The sequence below is a fragment of the Aquimarina algiphila genome (assembly GCF_947494415.1).
Taxonomy (GTDB): Bacteria; Bacteroidota; Bacteroidia; order Flavobacteriales; family Flavobacteriaceae; genus Aquimarina; species Aquimarina algiphila.
This window is the reverse complement of the sequence record NZ_CANLVC010000008.1, coordinates 720951-741239: the sequence shown is the minus strand read 5'-3', so window position 1 is coordinate 741239 and position 20289 is coordinate 720951. Positions and strand designations below refer to the sequence as shown.

Sequence of the window (20289 nt, the reverse complement as noted above, 5' to 3'; positions counted from 1 at the left end):
TATAAAAAATTTAGTGCCACAGCAAAAAAAGAAATGACCTTATGATTGATACTTAACTTTGCTCTGATTTTTAGGTATAATATTGGATACATTTTTTTTAACAACCTGGAGAGTTAAAAAAAGATATTATTTTCCACTTTCCATCTATTTTTGCAATGGTCATTTCTTTTATTAGGGAATAAGAAGTTAATTCTACTGAAATATATCCAGCTTGTCCGGATTTTAGCTTTATTTCAAGCCAATTTATTCCGTCAACCGTTTGATATGTACTTTTCTTCATTGTAATAATATTACAATCACAACTAAACTTTTCAAAAGATGATTGTCTTATAACTTTTCCTTTCAAGCTTGGTTTTTCTCTTATATTTACATTTTCTCCAATTACGATTATTTCGTTATCTCTATCTACTTTTTTTAAATATGAAGGTCCTTGAAATATTATTTTGTCATGAGAGATAATATTGTTGGGGTTTTCATCTTCAACTCTACTAAATCCAAATCTTAAAATAGTTAACATATTCTTCCAAGATTCTTCAGAATTTTCTTCAAAATAGTATTTGATAAATTCATCCTTAGTACAACCGGGATATCCACATGTGTCTTTACTTTCTAATACACGATTTGCAAGAAAACCTTTAAGTTTTTCTTTATCTTTTTGGATTACACAGTGCAAAAGTTCTGTCTTAAATTTTAAAAATTCTAAATCTAAATAGGATTCATCATTGATTAATTGAGCATTTGTATTTAAACCAAGAAATCCGATTAATATGTATATAAAATTTCTCATTCGAATTGTAACCAACGTTAAATATATGTATCTAAGCAGAGCAAAAAATTACTATGCTTTTTGGATTTTTCTGTTCATTGATTTCTAGCTTTTCTTTTTGATAGGCATTGCACTTTTATAAAAATACAATAGTCATTCGATTTATCAATTAGCTGCTATGACAATATAGGTATTATTGTCAATAGTTTAGTTTGTTTATCTGAAGTTCTATTTCGTCAATTTTTTCAGCCCAATATTGAACTGCTAAAACTTTATCAGCTTTTTTGTTCTTTTTTGTACCAGATTTTATTTTATTAGGTATGCTATATATGTAATGACTGTTGTTGGTTAAATCTTTATTTTTTTCACTATTGGTCTTTGGTTCGATTCTATTAGACCAGAATCTTTTATGTTTAATAAACCCTTCTCTTTTCTCATTTAAAAACTCTAATAGTTGAGGTTTGTCTTTTGGAATATAACCTGGTCCAGAACAACCACAAGAGTGGAAAGTAATTCCGCTTTTGTATAGGTTTTTCATATGGCTCCAAGTTTTTAAGTCATTTTTCTTGGGGGATTCGAAATCCAACCCCATATTTGCCATTAATGCACTACACTCAGGGCATTTTGAAGGAACACTTTCAAAATCTTTTGAATAGGCTGCTCCTTTATCAATATCAACCAATAATTTACGTTTAAATGTTTTTCGACATTCAAAACAAGCATAATGTTGTTTGTATGTAGTCATTCCGTATCTACACATAATTTTTATAATTAATGACGACGGTAAATATAATAAAACGGTTTTACCTCGAAGAATTGCCTCCAATAGATGGTTGTTTAGATAAGTTAATATTACCGTTCGAGTCTGAAATATCTATTACTTTTTAACTCCAATTATGATTTTAGCATTTGTTGCTTTCAACGTGAATGTGATTTTTTTATTTTTTGGAAATCCATTTACATAAATAGAAATAGGTTTATGATATAAATTTCTTTGCTGTTTGACAATTAGATTTGTTTTTTCACTCTATGCAAAACAGAAATGATAGTGAAAAATAGAATTTTCATTCGAGTGTTTTTAACTTGTAGCTTGCTCATAGTGTTCTCAATAAACACTCGTTTTAATAGCATTTATTTGTTGTTAAAAGCTTTTGGTCGCAATAATACCAGACGGCATCTTCACTCCCAGGTTCATAGGGTGCAAATTTTTCGAATTCCATTCCGGCTTTTTCCATTACTCTGATCGATGCTTTATTTTCTTTCATTGCAATCGCAATTATCTTTTTTAATTTGAGTTTATCAAATCCGTAAGTTAAAATTGCACGAGAAGCTTCTGTTGCTATACCTGACCCCCAAAATTCTGGTAAGAATCTATAGCCAAGGTCAATTTCATCAAATTCTGGTAGATATGCTAAACCAGCCCATCCTACAAATTGCATTTCATTTTTTAGAAAAGTAGCCCATCTCCCGTATCCATACTTCTCATAATTGTTAATTCTTATTTGTATTGCCTTTTCTATTTCTCCAATAGATTCAACTATAGGTTCACCTGTATACTTTTGTACATCTGGATCAGAGTGCAGCCTAAATAATTTCTCTTTATCATCCAGAGTAATTTTCCTTAACAATAATCTTTCTGTTTCTATCAAGATTTTCATTCCAAATTATAGATAACGTTAAATATATAGCAAGTAGGGTAATAGAAAGTAATAAACATTTAGGTTTGCACTAAGCCAAATCAACGATTTGGCGGCGTTGGTAAATAGCACTGAACTTTCGTAAACTAATGAACGCCTTCTTTGCTATATATACGGTGTTAACACTAGCATTATTTATTAGAATATACTTTACAAAAATAGTTTATTAACTAAAGACTTCAATAACCAACCTATAGAATCACATTAACTTTCTAAAAGCTTTTGTGTATATTTTGTCAGAATCATTTTTATTTTTTTGAGGGATAAGTATATGTGTTTTTGTTATCACATTTGCATCATTTCCATCGACACTTGTACTTCTAGTTTCATCAGTAAAACAAATGTTTATTTCGTTATTTTTTTTCTCTAATTCTATATTAACCATATAATTAAAGGTCTTTAAAATATAATAATTACTTATTAAAACTATACCATACTTAAAACATTGTATTTCTTTAGTATTGTTATCCAAAGCATTATAAATTGGATTAAGAACATAAAGGTAAGAATTTAGTCCCCAAAAAAGTGAAATCATCAAGAGATTATATCCAACAGCCAAGGCGAATTCCCCATCATTTTTTAAGTTATACCCTACAATTATTGAAGTAATTGAAATTAAAAGAATCACTATTGAAATAATAGAGTTCTTTTTAATCTTTTTCTTTAAAACCTTCTTTATAAATTTGTTCCATTCCTTCTGTTCATATTCAAACTTTAATATAGGTTCAAGTTTTTTTTCAACAATATCTGAAATAAAAGTTCGCTTACTATGTTCGAAGATTAATTTTACAAATAAAATTGATAATTGCCCATATATAAAAGCATATAAGTAGTAATGTCCCTCTAAATTTTGAATTGCTATGTAACCAATAAAAGCTATAAGTGGAGTAAATAAAAAAATAATTGTAAGAACTTTGATAAAAGAGAAAGCTACATTGTCTTGATATGTTTTATCCGTTAATCTTTACATTATTGTTAACATTAATTTTTTATTCGTTTTAAAATTAGTTCTTTCTCATTTTCACTATTCAAACCTTTGTCAAAGTTTTTAATCCTTACTATTTTTTCCTGCCCTACATTATCTATAATTCGCTGCTTTTCATTTTCATAAATGTTTTTCTATTCAGGATTATGGTCTACCAGTTCAATTGGAAAAAGTGTATTCCAATCTTCTTTGGTTAAATCATTTAGCGTTTTTTTCATTTGTTTTTCGATTTTTTATCGGCTTGTGCACAACAGTTTAGCTATTGTTAGTGTAGGAATAGAAAGTCAGAGACTTTTAATTAAACACTTGGTTAAAGAATTTTGTTGGCTTTTAATTTTTCTTATTCAAAAGTCAAATCAAAATAATTTGACGGACTTAGTAAAAATATACAAAACTTTGAGTTAAAAACTAAACTCCGTAATTAATTATAGTTTTTGTTGGCATTAGTCTTGTCTATTCTGTTATATACATTCGGGTTATGTTTCTCCATATAAAATTCAGGATTAGGTATTTCTGTAAACCCAAACTTTTTATAAAGCCATTCGGCTGTATCGGTTAATAAAATCCAGCGTCTTAATCCTTGAAGACTAGGGTGTTCCATTATTTCATTTATCAGCCATTTACTTAATCCCTTTCCTCTATATTCCTTTAGAACATAAACATCTCCTAAATATGCAATAGTTGAATAGTCTGAAATTATTCTAGCAAAACCAATTTGTGTGTTTTCGTAATAAAGCCCAAAATTCAAAGAGTTTTCAATTGATGTTTTCAAAGTATTGATTGGAATTCCGTTAGCCCAATCAGTTTCGTTTGCAAGGAATTTGTGAATGCTCAAAATATCTAATTTACCCTTGTTAGTTGAAATGGTATATTCATTTCTATGAGCTTCTCTAATTTTCATTTCAGTCTTGTTAATTAATGTCAACGTTAAATATATGTGTCGTAGCAGGGAAAAATGTTACCTAGTTTTTCGATCTATCCGTATATTTTTATTTCTTATTCGAATTATAAAAATTTAGCGCCATTACAAAAAGGAAATGACCTTTTGATTTATCACTAAATTGCTCTGATTTTATATATAAAGTTGTAGCCAGTTTTTTTATTCAATTTCTTTGTATTCCGATTTTCCGCCTGATAAATCTCCATTCAACCAGTTCCAATCAAATTCCAATTTCAGTTTTCCACTTTTTGTTTCTGAAATTTTGCCTTTAGATTCTCCAGCTTTTAATTCTCCTTCAGTTGTTAAGCACTGATACAAGAGTTCTATTTCTGAGTCTTGAGTTTGTTTTCCAATAAAAAGTCCCTCCAAAATCGAACCTCCTTTATACTTTCCTGTAATAGTTGTTCCATTTTGGAAATAATGGAAGATGGTTTCACCTGATGATAATCCACTTTTATTCTCCGTAGTTATAAATTTTTTATTATCTAAATTCAATTTGATTTCTTTTTAATTGGCTACAAAGTTGCGTGTATGAATCGTCGTGGAAAAGCCACTATGATTTTATACACCTTGTTACCCAACATTTTTTATTATTTTTTCTATTTCCAAATCTGTCTTAATTGCTTTTCCTTTTTCGGTAAATTCAAACAATAAAGGTTCTTCTGACGTAATCTCAATATACTTATCATCTATTAATAAGTTCAAATGTTTTCTTATTTCCTTTCTTTTGTTTCCAGTAGATTTGGCGACTTCTTGAATAGAAAACCACATATTTTCAATAGGTTCTGAACAGTCATCCGATTGAAGCCAAAGTTCCTTTAATAGTCTTTTGAGTATTTTCAATTCAAATATTCGCTCTATTCCACTTTTTATGTTTTCAATCCAATTTTTGTCACTCGGATTAACAATAATTGCATTAAAATTAAATCTCTCACTCTCAATTCCGACACCTTTTAAATCATCAATATGTAAATCAAAATCAAAAGCTGGTGGATATTTCGATGAATTAATATTCCGAGATTTTAAAACTTTATGATTTTCCGTTTGGTTTACAATTCGGTTTACTCTTATTCCATAATATTTTAAAGTGAGTCTTATTTTTCTTTTAGTTCGAAATGATGTTGTATAGATATGAATTTTATGTCCTTGATTTTGTAAATCAGAAATCAATTCACTCGTTCCTTTCCGTATTTCTTCAATTCCGAATAGTTTAGCAATTCCGTTCCTCTTTTCGGTTTCAAATTCTTTTCCATTCGGAATTAATGTACTGTCAAGATCAAAACTGATATTCATTGGATATTTTTGCTAACGGTCTAGTGTATGAAACGTAGCGTGTAAAAAGACACTAACTTTTCGGATTATCACGGAGCCGAATTTTTATATTTTGTTTTTAATTTTTCACTTTTTTAAAAGCCAAATTAAAAATTTGGCGGACTTCCTAAATATACACAAACCTTTCGATTTAGCACTTATTAGCTATGCTTTATACACCGTGTTAGCAAATGTTATTTTTCCAAATTACTATTTCAAAAATCTTATCAGATAGTATAAACATTACCTTGGTTCTGATTTATTACAATTTTATATATTATTCCAAATATCTAAATGCATTTTCCAGTTACCCTTTACTTTCTTCCAAACAATGACATACTTTCCTTGCCAAGAAGAAATTTGACCATCTTTTTGTTTGGTTTTTCCTTCGTAATAACCATAATCATAAGCTGTGTCTTCAACTACTGTAATTTCTGTTTGGGTGATTTTATGAAAACTAGTACTTATTCCTTTAGGTAGTGTCCAGTATTTTATAATGTCTTCACCTTCTAATATTATAGTGTTATTAGGGAAGATTTTTGCGTCTTCGGTATAAGATGAAGCAATCATTTTATAATCCGATGCCATAACATAGCGCGAAAATGCCTTGGTGTTTTCTATAATTTGATTGATGTCTTCTTTATTCCCTTTTAATGTTTGAGCCTGCACTTGACTAAATATTGTAAGTGCTAAGATTATTTTAGTTATAAATTTCATTTACTATTTATTAGTGATTATTATATCGTGAATCTCATCTGCCATATCCATTACATTAAAAAACTTTTGATTCTTTAAGATAATAATATATAATTCTTCTTCAGGAAAATATCTAATTACAGACTCATAGCTTCCTTGTTCGCCATGATGATGGTGAACCTCTAATTTACTATCGTCCCATTCTAAAACACCTAAAGGCGATTGTGAGCCTTCTCTTTCAGAAAGAAGCTTTATGGATTCTTTTGACAGTAATTGATAACTGTGCAAGTGCTGGAGATATTGGTAAATATCTTGTGCTGTAAATAACATCAAAAACTTAATGCCATCCATCTTAAAAGCATCAAGATTATTGTCTTTGTTAAATGGATGAGCAGGTAACGTTTCGTTTTTCCAAGGCGTAGCTTTTCCAAAATAGCTACTTTTCATTTTTGCAGGTTTAAATATGTTCTGAGTTACATAATCTTCAAAAGATTGACCAGAAATCTCTTCTATAATATGAATGAGTAATATAGGGTTGTAGTTTGAGTAGAGATAGTCTGTTCCTGGCTCAAAAGCAAGCTGTTCTATGTTCTTTAAATCATTCAGTAACAAGTCGTGAGTAACGGTCATTTCGTTTTCTCCATAACGCTCCCATGCTACTCTTGGCAAACCACTTGTGTATTTAAACAATTGCTGAATGCTTATTGTAGAAGCCCAAGATGGTAAATTTTTAAGGTATTTACTTACCTTATCCTCAAGCTTCAGTTTTCCGCTTTCGTACAGTTGCATTGCGGCCACTCCTGGAAATTCTTTAGAAATAGAACCAATAGCGAAACGATGAGACGCTGTTAAAGGCTCTTTGGTTTTAGGATGAGCAATACCAAAAGAGTTTTCGTATAAAACCTCATTGTTCTTTACAACGAGAACATTACCATTGAGTTCTCCTTTTTGGTTTATTTCATCGACATAAGCTTCTACACTTTTGTAGTTTTTACAGGCAGAAAACGTTAAGGTTAATACTAATATTAAGAGTTGAATTATTTTATGTTTCATTTTATAATTAGGTTTTTTTAATCTTTTTAGGCACAATGCTCTTTAATCTATTCTGAATAGGATAATAATTATATTTATTGGTTTAGTTTTTTTTAGAATTTCAATCGCATTAGTATTAGTTGGGTTCAATTCTAAGGACTTTTTATAGTTTTCAATGGCTAAATCAATTTCATTAGTTCTATTTTCTATAAAATATCTTACTCACGACTTTCCACTCACCATCAATCTTAATAAGATTCATATAATCAATAAAACTGAAGGTTTCATAATCTATTTGAAGTTTTGCACTTGCTACGTTTCCTGTAACGTTGATGTAAGAAATATGCGTTTTCCGGTTCTGTTTTGGTCCAGGTTTAACAGCTTTTTTAAAGAATTCTAAAGCATTGACTTCTCTGTATTCGCCATTACGGATAAACTTCATGGTTGCAGTTTCGTGAAATGCTTTTTTTAGCATTTCAAAGTCGTTGTTTGTTCCACCATCTAGGTAATAAGAAACTGTTTTCTCAACTTGTAAATAATCAGATTGTTGAGCTAAAATTGTAAAAAAATTTAGGCATAGTAATAATGTAGTGATTGATGTTTTCATTTTAATTGTTTTTAGATTGATTTTGATTTTTTTGAAGTTTGGCAACAACCAACACCGCCACTTTTGCAGAAGCTGTAGGGGCTTGTCCCGTGATAAGTCTATTCTCAGCTATGGCATAACTATCCCAACCATTAGCTGAGTATGTAAAATGACCTCCATGTTGGTTGACTTTTTTTTCAATAGAAAAAGGAAATTCTTCATAATAAGGTTTTTCTTTTCTCTCAAAAGCGTCTGGGTAACCATTAACCTTTTTTCCGTTTATTAAAAAGTCACCATTATTAGTTTTTAAGTTGACTATTCCAGCAGTTCCATGATAAACTGCGGAAATAACACCGTTTTTCTTTTCATAAATCGCCATCGCTATATTTTGAATAACTTCGTTATCTGGCACATCATGCATAGCCGCTCTACCACCAACATAGTAAACGGCTTTATAAGTTTTAGGATTAACTTCAGATGGTTTTAAAGTTGTTTTAAGACGTATCATAAAACCACTATCACTAAAATAGCGATATTGTAAAGGGTATTTGGCTTTGTAGTAATCCCCTAAATGAATGCTTCCGCCATCTGGAGTCAGAAAATCAACTTTGTAATTATGCTTTACAAAAACATCGTAAGCATAAACAATTTCGGTAAAACTTGTACCTGTTTCAATATCTGAATCGCCATAGGTTTTGGCATTATACATGATGAACAAAATGTTGCCTTTACTTTCTTGTTCTGAATGTACTTGATTTGATAATCCTAGGGAAAAACTTAGGATTATCGATAAGATTTTAAATTTCATGATTATCGTTTTTTGATGATGCTATCAAAATTCGACAAATCCTTTTGAAATTCAATCCAGAGTTATAATAGAAAAGTACAGAATTATAATTTTGGACAAAAAACTTTATAACATCTGTTTTTTATAAGCTGCTGGCGTAGCGCCTGTAATCTTTTTAAAAGTAGAATAAAAGGATGATTTAGAGCTAAAGCCAGCTTCTAAACCAATAGCTTCGAGTGTAAACTGATTGTTATTTTTAATTAAATCCTTTGATTCTTCCACACGGAGCGTATTTATATATTGAGCGAAGGATTGCCCTAAATTATCATTAAGCAGTTGGGATAAATAATGTGTTGAAACGTTTAATCTATCCGCCAATAATTTCAATTTTACAGTACTATCCTTAAATAATTTTTCTTCAATCATTAAATCATTCATCTTTTGAATGTGTTGTTCTGCTTCTGTATTTTTAATTTTTTTAGAAGCATATTTTTCTGGTTCTTCAAAAAATAACAATTTATTTCGTCGCTTTAAAATCACCAAAAGAATTGCAAGATAAAGTACAAATGAGAACGATAAAGCGCCCACGATATAAGATGTATATCTACTTGTAAAGTACGCCAGCCAAATAATAGACACTCCTATTGTAACCGTAGTTAACCAAATATCTTTACTATTTAATTTTTTAGTTTTTGAGATTAGTTTGTACAATTGTGATCTAATTAAAGCAAGCGACAAAACAATATAAACAAACCATTGCGCAAACATGAACCAAGACAAGTAGCCTGCTGAAGAGCGCTGCCACAAATAACGATGTTCGTTATATGGAAAATAATAACCAAGTAGAATCATTATAACTACAATTGGTATAATATGAATAAGCCAACCATAGGAATTGCTACTTTTTGAGCGAGTGGTTTCTCTAATGTAAAGATATAAAAATGGCCCGATGAGTAAACATGCAGAGAGACCAATCTGAATGAAATGTGTAGAAATATTCTCGTAAAATGTTAGAAATACTGATTTTGTAACACGAACGCTAACTACAAATAATAAACCAGCTAAAAAATAAGTAGAGCGGTTTCTCTTTTTTATAAAAAACGCGAAATAAGCACTTAAAAAAAGCCCATTGAATGCCCCTAATGCACTAAAGAAAAATAATAGTTGATTATCAAAATTCATTTATATAATTTGATGTTTTTCAAAGATTTTATTGTTTTGTTCTAATATTTGCTAACGTTTAACATATGTATCGTAGCTGTGCAAAATGTTACTTAACTATCGACATTATCTGCGCATTAGTTGCTAACTTTAACTTTTTGCAAGCATTGCGCTTTACCAAAAATAGGATAACCACTCGATTAATTACCTAGCTTCTATGATCAAATATATGGTGTTGTAGCCAGTTTGTTTTTCCCCCAAGCAAGAACCTTCACACCTATAGAAAATTGAGTTTTAACAGGATCATTTTTGATCAGGTTTTTAAATCTTGGATAATTAAACTCAAAATTCGTCAATTCAAGTTCATTAATAGGCCATTCCAAATGGTGAATTTCGAATTCATTAATAGATTTTTCTGTATCTTGAAAAAGAGCATATCTTTCAGTTAACCATTTTTCTAATTCTGATTTTTCAGTAGTTTCATTTCCAATCCCAAACTGAATATTCAATCTGTCATTAAATTCCTGATTATTGGATTCGTATTGATTTTCAGTCCGTTTTATTTTTGAAAATCTATATGGCAGTTCAGACATTTCTTTTGCAACTTTACATGACAAACTTTTTCCGCCTTCGATACTCAAAAAATACACTCCTGTTTTGTTATTAAATTTCACATAAGTTCTGATATTGATTTCATCAAAATTCGAAATTGGCGAAAAAGAAGGTAGGTTTTTTGGTCGTATTTTTTCCATTGTAAAAGCAACAACAGAAATCCAAGGTTTTCCATCAAAAAGGTCAATTTCAAGTTCTTTTGGGACAAACTTTTTCAATTCAGATAGTTCCACTTGCCAATGAAGAAATATTGCATTATTCCACTCTTGATAAAATTTCCACTTTTCGGTTGGCATTTTCCAAGGTCTGTGATTAACCGTATTTAATATCTCTCGGATTGTCATTTCTGCAATTGGCTACAAAGGGTGTGTGTATGATTAGTTGCATGTTTTATGCACTAAAGTTAGCAAATAATTCACAGAAAGAAAGTCCGTGAAGACTTTTGTAAGTAGATTATGACTAAGCAATTAATTATACAAGGTGTTGGCAATATTTTTCATATCTGTTCAATCCTTTGATAGGTTTTCTTTTTTGATTTCTCAAATATTTCTCCACCAAACTCTTCATTATCCAATGAAATTATAGAAATGTCTTTTATACCCATAATCCCGAAAACGAATTTCAAGTAGGTTGTTTGGAAATTCATATGTTCATTTTTCTCATTTTCTCCATAACCTGTGTCTCCACGACTAGATAGAATGAACATTTTTTTGTTTTCAAGAAGTCCAACATAATCTCCGTCTGGTTCTCCTGAACGGAATTTCCAAGTTTCGTTAATTCTCATGAGTTGGTCTATGTAAGATTTTAGTCCGCTTGGAATTGACCAGTTATACATCGGGGTTCCTAAAACATAAATATCATGTTCCTTAAACTCTTTAATCAATTCGTCGCTAAACTCAACTCCCGACTGATTTTCTTTTGTTCTTTCATTAGGTTTGATAAATGCACTTGCAATCCATTTTTCATTTATTGATGGAATTTCAGTAAGTCCGACCTCTCTATAAGAAAAACTATCTTTTAGATTTTTGTTTTTCCAATTTTCTACAAAAAGTTGCGTTAATTTTCTACTGTGTGATTTTTTATTTCTGACACTTGCATTAATGATAAGTACTTTGTTCATTTTTTTCTAATTTTTGAATAAAGAAGCAAAGTTCTATAAATAGAAGAAGAAAGATATTGACCTAGTTTAAGATGGTTTGTATTTTTTACGAATTCTGCTCAAAAATTCGGCAGTGATACCTAAGTAAGAAGCGATTAAATATTGAGGCACTTTATCTGCAATTTTTGGGTAATTTTCAATAAAGCTGAAATAACGCTGTTCAGCATCTAAGGTGATATTTGTAATTAACCTTTTTTGTAAACTGCCAAGATAATTTTCAAGGATGATTCTAAAAAAGCGTTCAAGTTTCGGGATTTCAAGTAACATTTTTTGAAATGAGTGGTAGTTAATTTGAAGCAGTTCAGTTTTTTCAATTGCTTGAATATTATAGATAGAAGCCTTTTGTTTTTGAAAACTTTCAATATCAGTTGCCCACCAATTTTCAATTGCAAAATATAGGATTTCTTCCTTTCCTGTTTCGGGATTTATGTAAAAAGCCTTTAATGCTCCATTAACAATAAAATTGTCAGTTCGGCAAGTTTCCCCATTTCTCAAAAGATAATCTCCTTTTTCAAGGGTTTTTTCTGTCCAAAAAGTCTCAATTGAATTTTCTTCTTCGGAACTTAATTTAATGTATTTTGAAATGGAATTGATTAGTTTCTCTTTCATTTAAATTGTTGCCAACGTTCTGCGTATGGCTTGTTGCGGAATTTTCCGAAGGAAACATTCTGATAAGTCACTAAGGTAGCAAATCTGCAATGAATTCCGCTAAGGAATTCGACCGCAAAGAGCTATACACGTTGTTGGCGGTTCGTTTTTATTTTTAAATATTCTGTCCAAATGTTAATAAGTTATTGTCTGGGTCGAGCACTGCAAATTCCTTTTGTCCCCAAGGTTTGATTTCCAATTTTCCATTTGGATGAATTTCAGTCTGTTTTTCCAATAATGATTTATAAAATTCGTCAATATTGTCTGTCCGAATATAAACTTGTCCGTAATTTTCTTTAGGGTCAAACTCTTTAAATTCAAAGAAATGGATTTGGATTTGGTCTTTTTCCATCATCAAGTAACCATCAAAATCGGCACTCCCAAATTCATTAAAACCTAATCGGTTTGAGTAATATTCCCGAGTCACTTTTTTGTCTCGCATCGGTAATTTCGGATTGATATCTATTAGCATATTATTTTAAGTTTTTAAATCCTATATTTTAATTGTCCAAACCAGTTCAATTTCCGCCATTTTACTTATTTAGATGAGTTTTCTTAAATGACCGCCGGTTAGTATAAGAAAAACGTAGGGTAGAAGATAAGGATTACATTTCAGGTTTAACACTTAGCTAAATATAAATGTTTTGCTTTTATTTTCCGTTTAAATGCTAAATTTTATATTTAGCGGGCTATGTAAATAAATACAGAACTTTGGAGGTAGTACAAATGCCCTATGTTTTTTATACATTGTTAGCTACAGTTTTTTAATTTTCACTACAGAATAAATTCTTTCGACTAATTCTCCTGACTTACTTTTTATTTTTTCAGACATATTTTCAGTTTCGATTATATTAAATCCTGTTTTTTTGATGAGTAATTTTAAGTCATTATTGTCATAAAGACTAAATTTATCCTTAACAAAAGGAAGCTTTTTCATGAAATCCTTTTGAGCAAATGTCAAAATCAATATTCCATTTGTTTTTAATACTCTATAGATTTCAATTATAAAATCTAATGGGTTTTCCCAAAAATAAATTGTGTTAACTGTGAATATTTTATCAAAATAATTGTCAGAAAAAGGTATTTTAATTCCGTCATACAAATAAAAACTAATCTGGTTATTTTGTAATAACTTTTTATTTATTCTTTCAGCTTCATATTTCATTGTTTCGGATATTTCTAACCCGAAATATTTAACTCCATTTGTTTCACGATATATTTTTTCAAGATGTCCACAATTACCGTGACCAATTTCTAATAAAAAATCAGATTTAAGTAATTTCAAGGATTTAATTGAGTCAATAGTCATTTGAATATTAGACTCATTCATATTTTTAGCAATTTCAATTCCAAATTCTCCTTTTGGGTTTGATAATTGCTTTTCAATTCCTTTTAATTCGTCTTGAGTAAGTTCCATTTTGCAATTTTAGCTAACGGTTCAATGTATGAAATCGTAGCGAGTAAAAAGATACTACATTTTCGAATTAGCACAGAACCAAATTTTTATATTTTGTTTTAACTTTTCTTTTATAAAGCCAAATTAAAAATTTGGCGGTCTTTGCAAATAAAACCCAACCTTTCGATTTAGCACTTATTAGCTATGTTTTATACACCGTGTTAGGCAATGTTTTCAGTTAGCAACATAATAGAAAAAATTACTATTTAATTGTTCGTGAGTCATAATTTGAAACAGGTCATTATTTATTTCCATTATTCCGTCAGAATTAAAATAAAATCCATAGGAATTATCTGTAAATCCGTCTATGAGTAAATATAATCCACCTTTGTCAGTTTTATAAGCTGCGTATATTTTTAGCTCAGAAAGTAACTTTAGAATATTTTTTTGTTTTTTAGAAAATTCTTTGTCAGATAATATTTTGGTTTTATTTGAAATGGGAAAAGGAGAATCTTTTGGAATTATATAAGTCCAATAGTAATTCTCTTTATAAATATCGTCAATTCTTAGAATAGACTTTTGGTTTAAAAAAATTTGATTTGAAGATTCGATTAAGCTCTTTGTCAGTTTTTCGAATTTCTTTAATTTTTTATTTAAAAACTCAGAATTTTCCTTTTTTCTATTTGTTCCTTTTTTTAAGAAGACATTAGGTTTGTTACTGGCTTGAGATTCAGTTAAATTATATTTCTTGGAAAAACTCCCCCAAATGAAATTCGGTATTGTACTTGCAGAATGTATTGTGTCAATAGCCCAAACTTTATTTATGTTTAAAGGTCTAATATCCCATTTCGAAAATGGTTTGCTAAATTCTAGATATTTATCTAATGGAGTAGAATCAGTTTTAGTCTTTTCTATCAAATAGTTAAATATTTTTAAGTCATATTCTTTTAATTTATATAAATAATCTTGGCTAAATAATGAACTACTAATGAATATTAATATAATTACAAAAAAAGTGCTTTTCATTTCTTTTTAATATTGCCTAGTGTTTCTTGTATGTTGCGTTTGCATCCCTATAGGTGCATATGCATTATACAAATTGTTATAGCCATTTTATTTTTTTTCGTAAACTGCTTAGTTTGACATTTACATTACATTTGTTATTCTCATAATCTGAATAAAAAGTGTCTTGGAAAAGAACCAAATTGTCCCAATTTGAAAAGCTTTGATAATCTTTTGATGAATAATAGTATTTATCAACTTTCAATTTACCGATAATTTCAAACTCCGTTTCTGCTTTTTTGAAGAGTTGAGCGTGATACCAGCTGATTTTTTCTCTAGGAACAAATTTCGTCAAAGTTTGTTGAGTCATTCCAAACAGAACCTTGGCTTTTTCGAAGTCTTTTAAAGTTGGTTTGTCAGTTTTCTTAATATCTGTTGTTACAATTAGATTTAATCCGTATTCCGTATTTTTTTCAGCTTCCAAAACAAATGCGCCACAATAATCACCGTCAGATAATTTAAAAACAAGGCAATCTCCTTTTTCAAAAATAGCGTCCCTGAATACTTTTCTTTTCCTTTTTCTTGCGCTTTTTTTATCCTCAGAAATTTTTGTCAAAAAACTATCTAGAACTTTTTTTCTTTTAGTTAAATCAGATTTTGAAGAATCGAGCTCTTTCCATAACTCAATATCTTTTCCAGATGTAACTATTTCAATCACTTTTTTGTGTACTTCACTGTCCAGGGCTTTGCATTCCCATTGGCATTTGGCAATTGTTATCCAAAAGTTGTTTTGATCTTCATAAGATTCAATTAATTCTTTGTTTTCTTGAATAAGCTTTTTAGTAATCTCATGAACGTCCATTCCTTCATTATAAAGCTCAAAAAACTCATAATTGATATCTTCATAAACATCATTTGATGAAATTCCTGTTCCCCAAGTTCCCATTAATTATTTCATATTGAATTGGCTATAACGGATTTGTGTATGAAACGTAGCATATAAAAAGACACTAGCTTTTCGAGGTAACATAGAGCCGAATTTTTATATTTTGTTTTTAATTTTTCTCTTTTTTAAAAGCCAAATTAAAAATTAGGCAGACTTTCTAAATATACATAAGTCTTTTGGTTAAGCACTTATTAGCTATGTTTTATACACCATGTTGTAGCCAGTTATTTTTTTTGTATCTTATTAATCATCTCTTCGGCATTTGTGTTTTTTGGATTCAGCTCCAATGATTTTTTATAGTTTAACAAAGCTAATTCATATTGTTTATTTGTATGATAAACTTCTGCTAAACTGTTATATAACTTTGAATTGTCAGGAAATTCAGAAACGGCTAATTTGAATATTTTAATACTTTCAATTATCTTTTTTTCAGCCAATAAATCATACCCAAGTCCATTTAATTCCTTTGGATTTGCAAAATCATAAATATCTAAATTGTCTTTTTTTAAGTCATAGTAATGCCGAATTCCTAAATCAATATTTTCTAGGCATTTATTACGAATCTGTCTATAGATAGATTTTTTTGGTAAGTTAAATGACTTTCCTTTCATTATTTTATGCATAGACTGGATTATTTCAAAGCCTTTACTTTTATTGTTAGACATTAAAATAATATTAAGGTCATTCTTTAATTCACTCATAAAAGCTGCTTCAAATTGCCAAGATTGACCACCATGAAGATGTAACGAAAATGCATTTTGGGATACACCTAGACTGGATTCTTTATTTTTGAAATATTGATTTTTTAATAGTAGTTCTAGAGAGGCTCTAGAAATTAATTTGTTGTTGTGTAAAGCAGTAATCCATTTATTTAAATCATTGATTGATACCCACAATCTATCTTTATTTGAAGAGATTTCTTCACAAGAAATTTTGTCTACATCAAAACATCTCGTTTTATTAGGATAATCTAAATCAGGGTCGAACACCACATTTTTCATTTTTAAAGGGGTGATTATATTTTCTGTAACAAATTCTTGATATGTTTTTTTTGTAACATTTTCAATAATCCTTTTCTGAAGAAAAATACTATTATTATTGTAGTTGTACTTTGTACCAGGCTCAAATAGTAAATTGGGTAACAATTGTAAGTCTTCTAAAATCCCTTTCTCATTTTTTACATTGTCATAATCAATTTGTGGAATTCCACTAACGTAGTTTAAAAGATGCTTAATAGTTACTTTTTCAGACCATGCAGGCAAACCTAATCCGAATTGAGAGAGTTTATCATCAAATTTCAATATCCCTTTTTCTATTAACATCACAATAGAAACTGCATTAAATTCTTTTGATATTGAACCTATATTGAAAATAGATTTTTTTGACAGTTTTGTTTGCCCAGAACCGTCTATGTATCCGAATGATTTTTGATACACAAGAGAATCATTTCTTGTAACTAATACATTGCCATTAAAAATTCCTCTATCATAACTAATCTGCATAAGCGAATCAATAGTTTCATTATATTTCAAAAAAGATTGAGGTTTTTGTTCCTGAGCGTTGATAAATCCCAAAAATGATAAAGAAAGAATGAGAGTAATGTATCTGTTCATATTTTTAAAATCAGGTTTATAGTCTAAAGACTAAATAATTTTAAATTTGTTACAGTTAATATATGTGTCGTAGCAGGGCAAAATGTTACCTTGCTTTTCGATTTTTCTGCGCATTGGTTGCTAACTTTTCCATTCTGCAAACATTGCGCCTTACCAAAAATACAACAACCTTTCGATTAATCACTTAGCTGCTATGATCACATATATGTTGTTAGCAAATCGTTTTTTAGATATTTTGTATTCCGATAAATAGAGTCGCAATAATTATTACTAAGAGTCCGAACGAAAATAATTTATCTGATGTTTTTACGTGTGTATTTTTAGCTTCAAATCCGCTATTTATTTCGTCCGAATTCCTCAAAAAGAGTATAAAATCTCTATTATGTATATTCTCACTAATTTGCTTAAAAATCCGATCAAAAATCCAGTAAATTATTGGCACACAAAATCCAAAATACATAATACGTTCATTTCTGAATTCATTTTTAGAGTTTAAAATTCCGAAAAGTCCAATTGTCAAGAGTCCGATACAAATCAGCCACACTATTTTTGGATTTAGCCATTTCTTTTTTCTAGTATACAGAATTAAAAAACTAACTCCCAAAGCGATTCCAATTCCGATTGCACTATTATCCAATTCTGTTAATTATTTTGTTATTCTCAATGTTTGCTAACGGTCTAGTGTATGATTTCGTTGCCTGTTTAAGGAATAAAGTTAGCAAATAAATCACAGATAGAAAGTCCGCGAGGACTTTCGTAAGTAGGCTCTAACTAGCAATGAATTATACACATTGTTGGCACACGTTTTCATTCCCAAAATTCGTATTTAAAGTGTCTAGGAACATATCCTTGCACATTTTTTAAAAGTCCGTTTTTATAATATTCATAATTTAATTCATACAGCAATTTTCTGTCATTTTCTTCTCCATATTCTACAACAGAGTTTGTGAGTTTTTCTTTTTCATCAAATGTATTTGATAAGTAACTACTAATTTCTGTTCTTTTCAAATCATTATAGTCAGAATAGCTAACTTGTTCTTTAACCAATACAGAATCTTTATCATAATAATTCATTTCTGATTTTTTGAGTTTGGGTTGTAATGAATAACCAAAACGTCTTTTAACATAAAAACCCTTGTCATAAACTTTGGTTTCTTGATAGGTAATCATAGAATCTCTTCTCCTTTTATAGATTGTTCTAAATGGCTCATAATAAAATAACTTTTGACTGATTGGTTCTTTAAAATCTCTTTGAAAATACTTAATAGCTTTTAACCTTGAAATTGAGTCATATTCATAAGTTTTTTTGTCAACGCTATATTCGTTTTCATAGTAAATAGTGGAATCTAATTCTCTTATCAAAAGACCGCTTTTGTCGTATTCAAAATGAATTATATGGTCTAAACTTTTTCTTTTTCTAGTACTTCTATTGTATGAAGCACTATATTTTTCTATTCTAGTTCGATTTCCATTTTTATCGAATTCAACAATTTCTGATAGGTCTTTTGGTGAGTTCAGATACACATAGATTTTCTTAACTTTATGATTTGTATAAACACTATCTGGTTGCCATCTGTTTTCTATTTGTCCATAGCTTATGAATGAAACACAAAAGAATAATAAAACAAGTTCTTTCATTATGATATAATTTCAGTCAAATTTAAATTCAGATTTCGCAAGTAAAAAACCATAATGAGTGAAATAGACTTTTCGGTTAGGTAAGAGTTTTTTCAAATGTTTGCCAACGTTAAGTGTATGTTTTGTTTGGTGATAATCGTTTGCGCAGTGATAGCGAAGACAAACTATTTGCCAAATGTAATATACACAGTGTTGTACGTAGTATTTTAATCAATAAGTTTTGATGTAAAGTTAAGAGTATAAGTTCGTATTAGATTTTCCATGAATTGTTTTTTCTGTTGTTCATTTTCAAAATACTTCTCATCATCTTCTTCATCTTTCATTAATTCAAGGAATTCACTTTTATATTTTTTAGTCTTTTTGTAAAGTTCAAATTGTTCATCCATAAACTCCTTATACTTTTCATTTCCATATATTCTTCTTTCATGCTCTATTCCATCCTGAACCTCAATTAATAATCGATTTCTATTTTTATATGATTCCTCTAAATCTATATGTACTATCAAAACCCCAGAATACAAATCCATCAATATTTTATCTTCATTAGGGAAAACCTTATTAAATACAGATATCATTTCTGTTTTCAAACTCTTACCAGAGTTTTCTTTCTTTATATTAATTTTTATATCGATTAAATATAATTTGTCGTTTATTAAATTAAAGGTTGCAATATAGCCTCTGTGAAGAGCGCTAGATGTTATATTTATTTTTGGTTTTTTTTCAGGATATTTTTCAAAATATGGTTCTAAAGGATTGCCTTTGAATATATATTCTATTCCATCAATAAATATTTTATCTGGATATTGACCAGTTGCTTGAACATTTTGTGTGAAAATTGTCAAGATAAATAAAAATATTATTGTTAAATAGTTTTTCATATTAGGTACAGCGTTTAATATATATGTCGTAGCAGGACAAATTGTTACCGAGCCATCGATATTTTCTACGCATTGGTTGCTAATTTTTCCATTCTGCAAGCATTGCGCCTTACCAAAAATACAATAACCATTAGATTAAGCACCTAGTTGCTATGATCACATATATCGTGTTAGCTACTTTTTATTTTTCTATTTTCCAGTTGAAATTTAAAACCTTACACTTAGGGCATTCAACGTATTCTCCTTCAAGAGAATCATTATTACAACGATTACACTTTCCGTAAGTTTTATTAATGTGCATAAATGAGAATTTAGCGTCAATACTTTCTATTTGATAAAGTGATTCTATTTTTTGAATTAACTCTCCAAGTTTATTATTGATTTTTAGTTCAGAGAGAATTTTTTTCTCTTTGGATGTGAAATTTGGAACTTCAAA

At 29.4% G+C, this 20289-nt stretch carries 23 protein-coding genes; all 23 read right to left on the bottom strand.

Annotation, left to right across the window (positions count from 1 at the left end; all coding sequences use genetic code 11):
• Positions 1–97: 97 nt before the first annotated feature.
• Positions 98–787 carry an SH3 domain-containing protein gene (locus PQF96_RS20975; RefSeq protein WP_271768106.1) on the bottom strand — a complete coding sequence of 230 codons (690 nt, stop codon included), beginning with the start codon at positions 785–787 and terminating at the stop codon, positions 98–100.
• Positions 788–965: 178 nt separating this feature from the next.
• Positions 966–1592, bottom strand: a complete 627-nt coding sequence (locus tag PQF96_RS20970) for a hypothetical protein (RefSeq protein ID WP_271768105.1) — start codon at positions 1590–1592, stop codon at positions 966–968.
• A gap of 295 nt (positions 1593–1887) precedes the next feature.
• Complete coding sequence (locus tag PQF96_RS20965) at positions 1888–2424, bottom strand: GNAT family N-acetyltransferase (RefSeq protein ID WP_271768104.1); 537 nt, start codon at positions 2422–2424, stop codon at positions 1888–1890.
• 238 nt (positions 2425–2662) lie between these two features.
• Positions 2663–3091, bottom strand: a complete 429-nt coding sequence (locus PQF96_RS20960; protein WP_271768103.1) for a hypothetical protein — start codon at positions 3089–3091, stop codon at positions 2663–2665.
• Between the two features lie 778 nt (positions 3092–3869).
• The gene (locus PQF96_RS20955) at positions 3870–4349 is read right to left on the bottom strand and encodes a GNAT family N-acetyltransferase (RefSeq protein ID WP_271768102.1); all 480 of its coding nucleotides are present in this window, start codon (positions 4347–4349) and stop codon (positions 3870–3872) included.
• Between the two features lie 198 nt (positions 4350–4547).
• Positions 4548–4883 carry a hypothetical protein gene (locus PQF96_RS20950; RefSeq protein ID WP_109435362.1) on the bottom strand — a complete coding sequence of 112 codons (336 nt, stop codon included), beginning with the start codon at positions 4881–4883 and terminating at the stop codon, positions 4548–4550.
• A 78-nt stretch (positions 4884–4961) separates the two neighbouring features.
• Positions 4962–5681 carry a hypothetical protein gene (locus PQF96_RS20945; protein WP_271768101.1) on the bottom strand — a complete coding sequence of 240 codons (720 nt, stop codon included), beginning with the start codon at positions 5679–5681 and terminating at the stop codon, positions 4962–4964.
• Between the two features lie 288 nt (positions 5682–5969).
• Complete coding sequence (locus tag PQF96_RS20940) at positions 5970–6416, bottom strand: YybH family protein (RefSeq protein ID WP_271768100.1); 447 nt, start codon at positions 6414–6416, stop codon at positions 5970–5972.
• A 3-nt stretch (positions 6417–6419) separates the two neighbouring features.
• Positions 6420–7448 carry a serine hydrolase domain-containing protein gene (locus tag PQF96_RS20935; protein ID WP_271768099.1) on the bottom strand — a complete coding sequence of 343 codons (1029 nt, stop codon included), beginning with the start codon at positions 7446–7448 and terminating at the stop codon, positions 6420–6422.
• A 178-nt stretch (positions 7449–7626) separates the two neighbouring features.
• A complete protein-coding gene (locus PQF96_RS20930; RefSeq protein ID WP_271768098.1) occupies positions 7627–8034 on the bottom strand; it encodes a nuclear transport factor 2 family protein in 408 nt (135 codons plus the stop codon).
• Between the two features lies 1 nt (position 8035).
• Positions 8036–8821, bottom strand: a complete 786-nt coding sequence (locus PQF96_RS20925; RefSeq protein WP_271768097.1) for a type 1 glutamine amidotransferase domain-containing protein — start codon at positions 8819–8821, stop codon at positions 8036–8038.
• A gap of 105 nt (positions 8822–8926) precedes the next feature.
• Positions 8927–9982 (bottom strand): AraC family transcriptional regulator, encoded by a 1056-nt coding sequence (locus PQF96_RS20920; protein WP_271768096.1) that lies wholly within the window; start codon positions 9980–9982, stop codon positions 8927–8929.
• 200 nt (positions 9983–10182) lie between these two features.
• Positions 10183–10917 carry a YqjF family protein gene (locus PQF96_RS20915; protein WP_271768095.1) on the bottom strand — a complete coding sequence of 245 codons (735 nt, stop codon included), beginning with the start codon at positions 10915–10917 and terminating at the stop codon, positions 10183–10185.
• A gap of 152 nt (positions 10918–11069) precedes the next feature.
• Complete coding sequence (locus tag PQF96_RS20910; protein ID WP_271768094.1) at positions 11070–11693, bottom strand: FMN-dependent NADH-azoreductase; 624 nt, start codon at positions 11691–11693, stop codon at positions 11070–11072.
• Positions 11694–11759: 66 nt separating this feature from the next.
• Entirely contained in the window at positions 11760–12341 is a 582-nt protein-coding gene (locus PQF96_RS20905) for a Crp/Fnr family transcriptional regulator (protein ID WP_271768093.1), read from the bottom strand.
• 154 nt (positions 12342–12495) lie between these two features.
• Positions 12496–12852 (bottom strand): bleomycin resistance protein, encoded by a 357-nt coding sequence (locus tag PQF96_RS20900; protein WP_271768092.1) that lies wholly within the window; start codon positions 12850–12852, stop codon positions 12496–12498.
• A gap of 282 nt (positions 12853–13134) precedes the next feature.
• Positions 13135–13797 carry a class I SAM-dependent methyltransferase gene (locus PQF96_RS20895; RefSeq protein ID WP_271768091.1) on the bottom strand — a complete coding sequence of 221 codons (663 nt, stop codon included), beginning with the start codon at positions 13795–13797 and terminating at the stop codon, positions 13135–13137.
• 213 nt (positions 13798–14010) lie between these two features.
• Positions 14011–14802: a hypothetical protein gene (locus PQF96_RS20890; RefSeq protein WP_271768090.1), complete on the bottom strand. Its 792-nt coding sequence runs from the start codon at positions 14800–14802 to the stop codon at positions 14011–14013.
• Positions 14803–14878: 76 nt separating this feature from the next.
• Positions 14879–15724 carry a hypothetical protein gene (locus PQF96_RS20885; protein WP_271768089.1) on the bottom strand — a complete coding sequence of 282 codons (846 nt, stop codon included), beginning with the start codon at positions 15722–15724 and terminating at the stop codon, positions 14879–14881.
• A gap of 224 nt (positions 15725–15948) precedes the next feature.
• The gene (locus PQF96_RS20880) at positions 15949–17337 is read right to left on the bottom strand and encodes a serine hydrolase (protein ID WP_271768088.1); all 1389 of its coding nucleotides are present in this window, start codon (positions 17335–17337) and stop codon (positions 15949–15951) included.
• 226 nt (positions 17338–17563) lie between these two features.
• Positions 17564–17974 (bottom strand): hypothetical protein, encoded by a 411-nt coding sequence (locus PQF96_RS20875; protein ID WP_271768087.1) that lies wholly within the window; start codon positions 17972–17974, stop codon positions 17564–17566.
• A gap of 170 nt (positions 17975–18144) precedes the next feature.
• Positions 18145–18975: a hypothetical protein gene (locus PQF96_RS20870; RefSeq protein WP_271768086.1), complete on the bottom strand. Its 831-nt coding sequence runs from the start codon at positions 18973–18975 to the stop codon at positions 18145–18147.
• A gap of 206 nt (positions 18976–19181) precedes the next feature.
• Positions 19182–19853, bottom strand: a complete 672-nt coding sequence (locus tag PQF96_RS20865) for a hypothetical protein (RefSeq protein ID WP_271768085.1) — start codon at positions 19851–19853, stop codon at positions 19182–19184.
• Positions 19854–20289 lie beyond the last annotated feature (436 nt).

Coding starts and splice junctions, on each gene's coding strand:
- PQF96_RS20975 (WP_271768106.1), bottom strand. CDS start 787: ATGAGAAATTTTATATACATATTAATCGGATTTCTTGGTTTAAATACA.
- PQF96_RS20965 (WP_271768104.1), bottom strand. CDS start 2,424: ATGAAAATCTTGATAGAAACAGAAAGATTATTGTTAAGGAAAATTACT.
- PQF96_RS20955 (WP_271768102.1), bottom strand. CDS start 4,349: ATGAAAATTAGAGAAGCTCATAGAAATGAATATACCATTTCAACTAAC.
- PQF96_RS20945 (WP_271768101.1), bottom strand. CDS start 5,681: ATGAATATCAGTTTTGATCTTGACAGTACATTAATTCCGAATGGAAAA.
- PQF96_RS20940 (WP_271768100.1), bottom strand. CDS start 6,416: ATGAAATTTATAACTAAAATAATCTTAGCACTTACAATATTTAGTCAA.
- PQF96_RS20935 (WP_271768099.1), bottom strand. CDS start 7,448: ATGAAACATAAAATAATTCAACTCTTAATATTAGTATTAACCTTAACG.
- PQF96_RS20930 (WP_271768098.1), bottom strand. CDS start 8,034: ATGAAAACATCAATCACTACATTATTACTATGCCTAAATTTTTTTACA.
- PQF96_RS20925 (WP_271768097.1), bottom strand. CDS start 8,821: ATGAAATTTAAAATCTTATCGATAATCCTAAGTTTTTCCCTAGGATTA.
- PQF96_RS20920 (WP_271768096.1), bottom strand. CDS start 9,982: ATGAATTTTGATAATCAACTATTATTTTTCTTTAGTGCATTAGGGGCA.
- PQF96_RS20915 (WP_271768095.1), bottom strand. CDS start 10,917: ATGACAATCCGAGAGATATTAAATACGGTTAATCACAGACCTTGGAAA.
- PQF96_RS20910 (WP_271768094.1), bottom strand. CDS start 11,693: ATGAACAAAGTACTTATCATTAATGCAAGTGTCAGAAATAAAAAATCA.
- PQF96_RS20905 (WP_271768093.1), bottom strand. CDS start 12,341: ATGAAAGAGAAACTAATCAATTCCATTTCAAAATACATTAAATTAAGT.
- PQF96_RS20900 (WP_271768092.1), bottom strand. CDS start 12,852: ATGCTAATAGATATCAATCCGAAATTACCGATGCGAGACAAAAAAGTG.
- PQF96_RS20895 (WP_271768091.1), bottom strand. CDS start 13,797: ATGGAACTTACTCAAGACGAATTAAAAGGAATTGAAAAGCAATTATCA.
- PQF96_RS20890 (WP_271768090.1), bottom strand. CDS start 14,802: ATGAAAAGCACTTTTTTTGTAATTATATTAATATTCATTAGTAGTTCA.
- PQF96_RS20885 (WP_271768089.1), bottom strand. CDS start 15,724: ATGGGAACTTGGGGAACAGGAATTTCATCAAATGATGTTTATGAAGAT.
- PQF96_RS20880 (WP_271768088.1), bottom strand. CDS start 17,337: ATGAACAGATACATTACTCTCATTCTTTCTTTATCATTTTTGGGATTT.
- PQF96_RS20870 (WP_271768086.1), bottom strand. CDS start 18,975: ATGAAAGAACTTGTTTTATTATTCTTTTGTGTTTCATTCATAAGCTAT.
- PQF96_RS20865 (WP_271768085.1), bottom strand. CDS start 19,853: ATGAAAAACTATTTAACAATAATATTTTTATTTATCTTGACAATTTTC.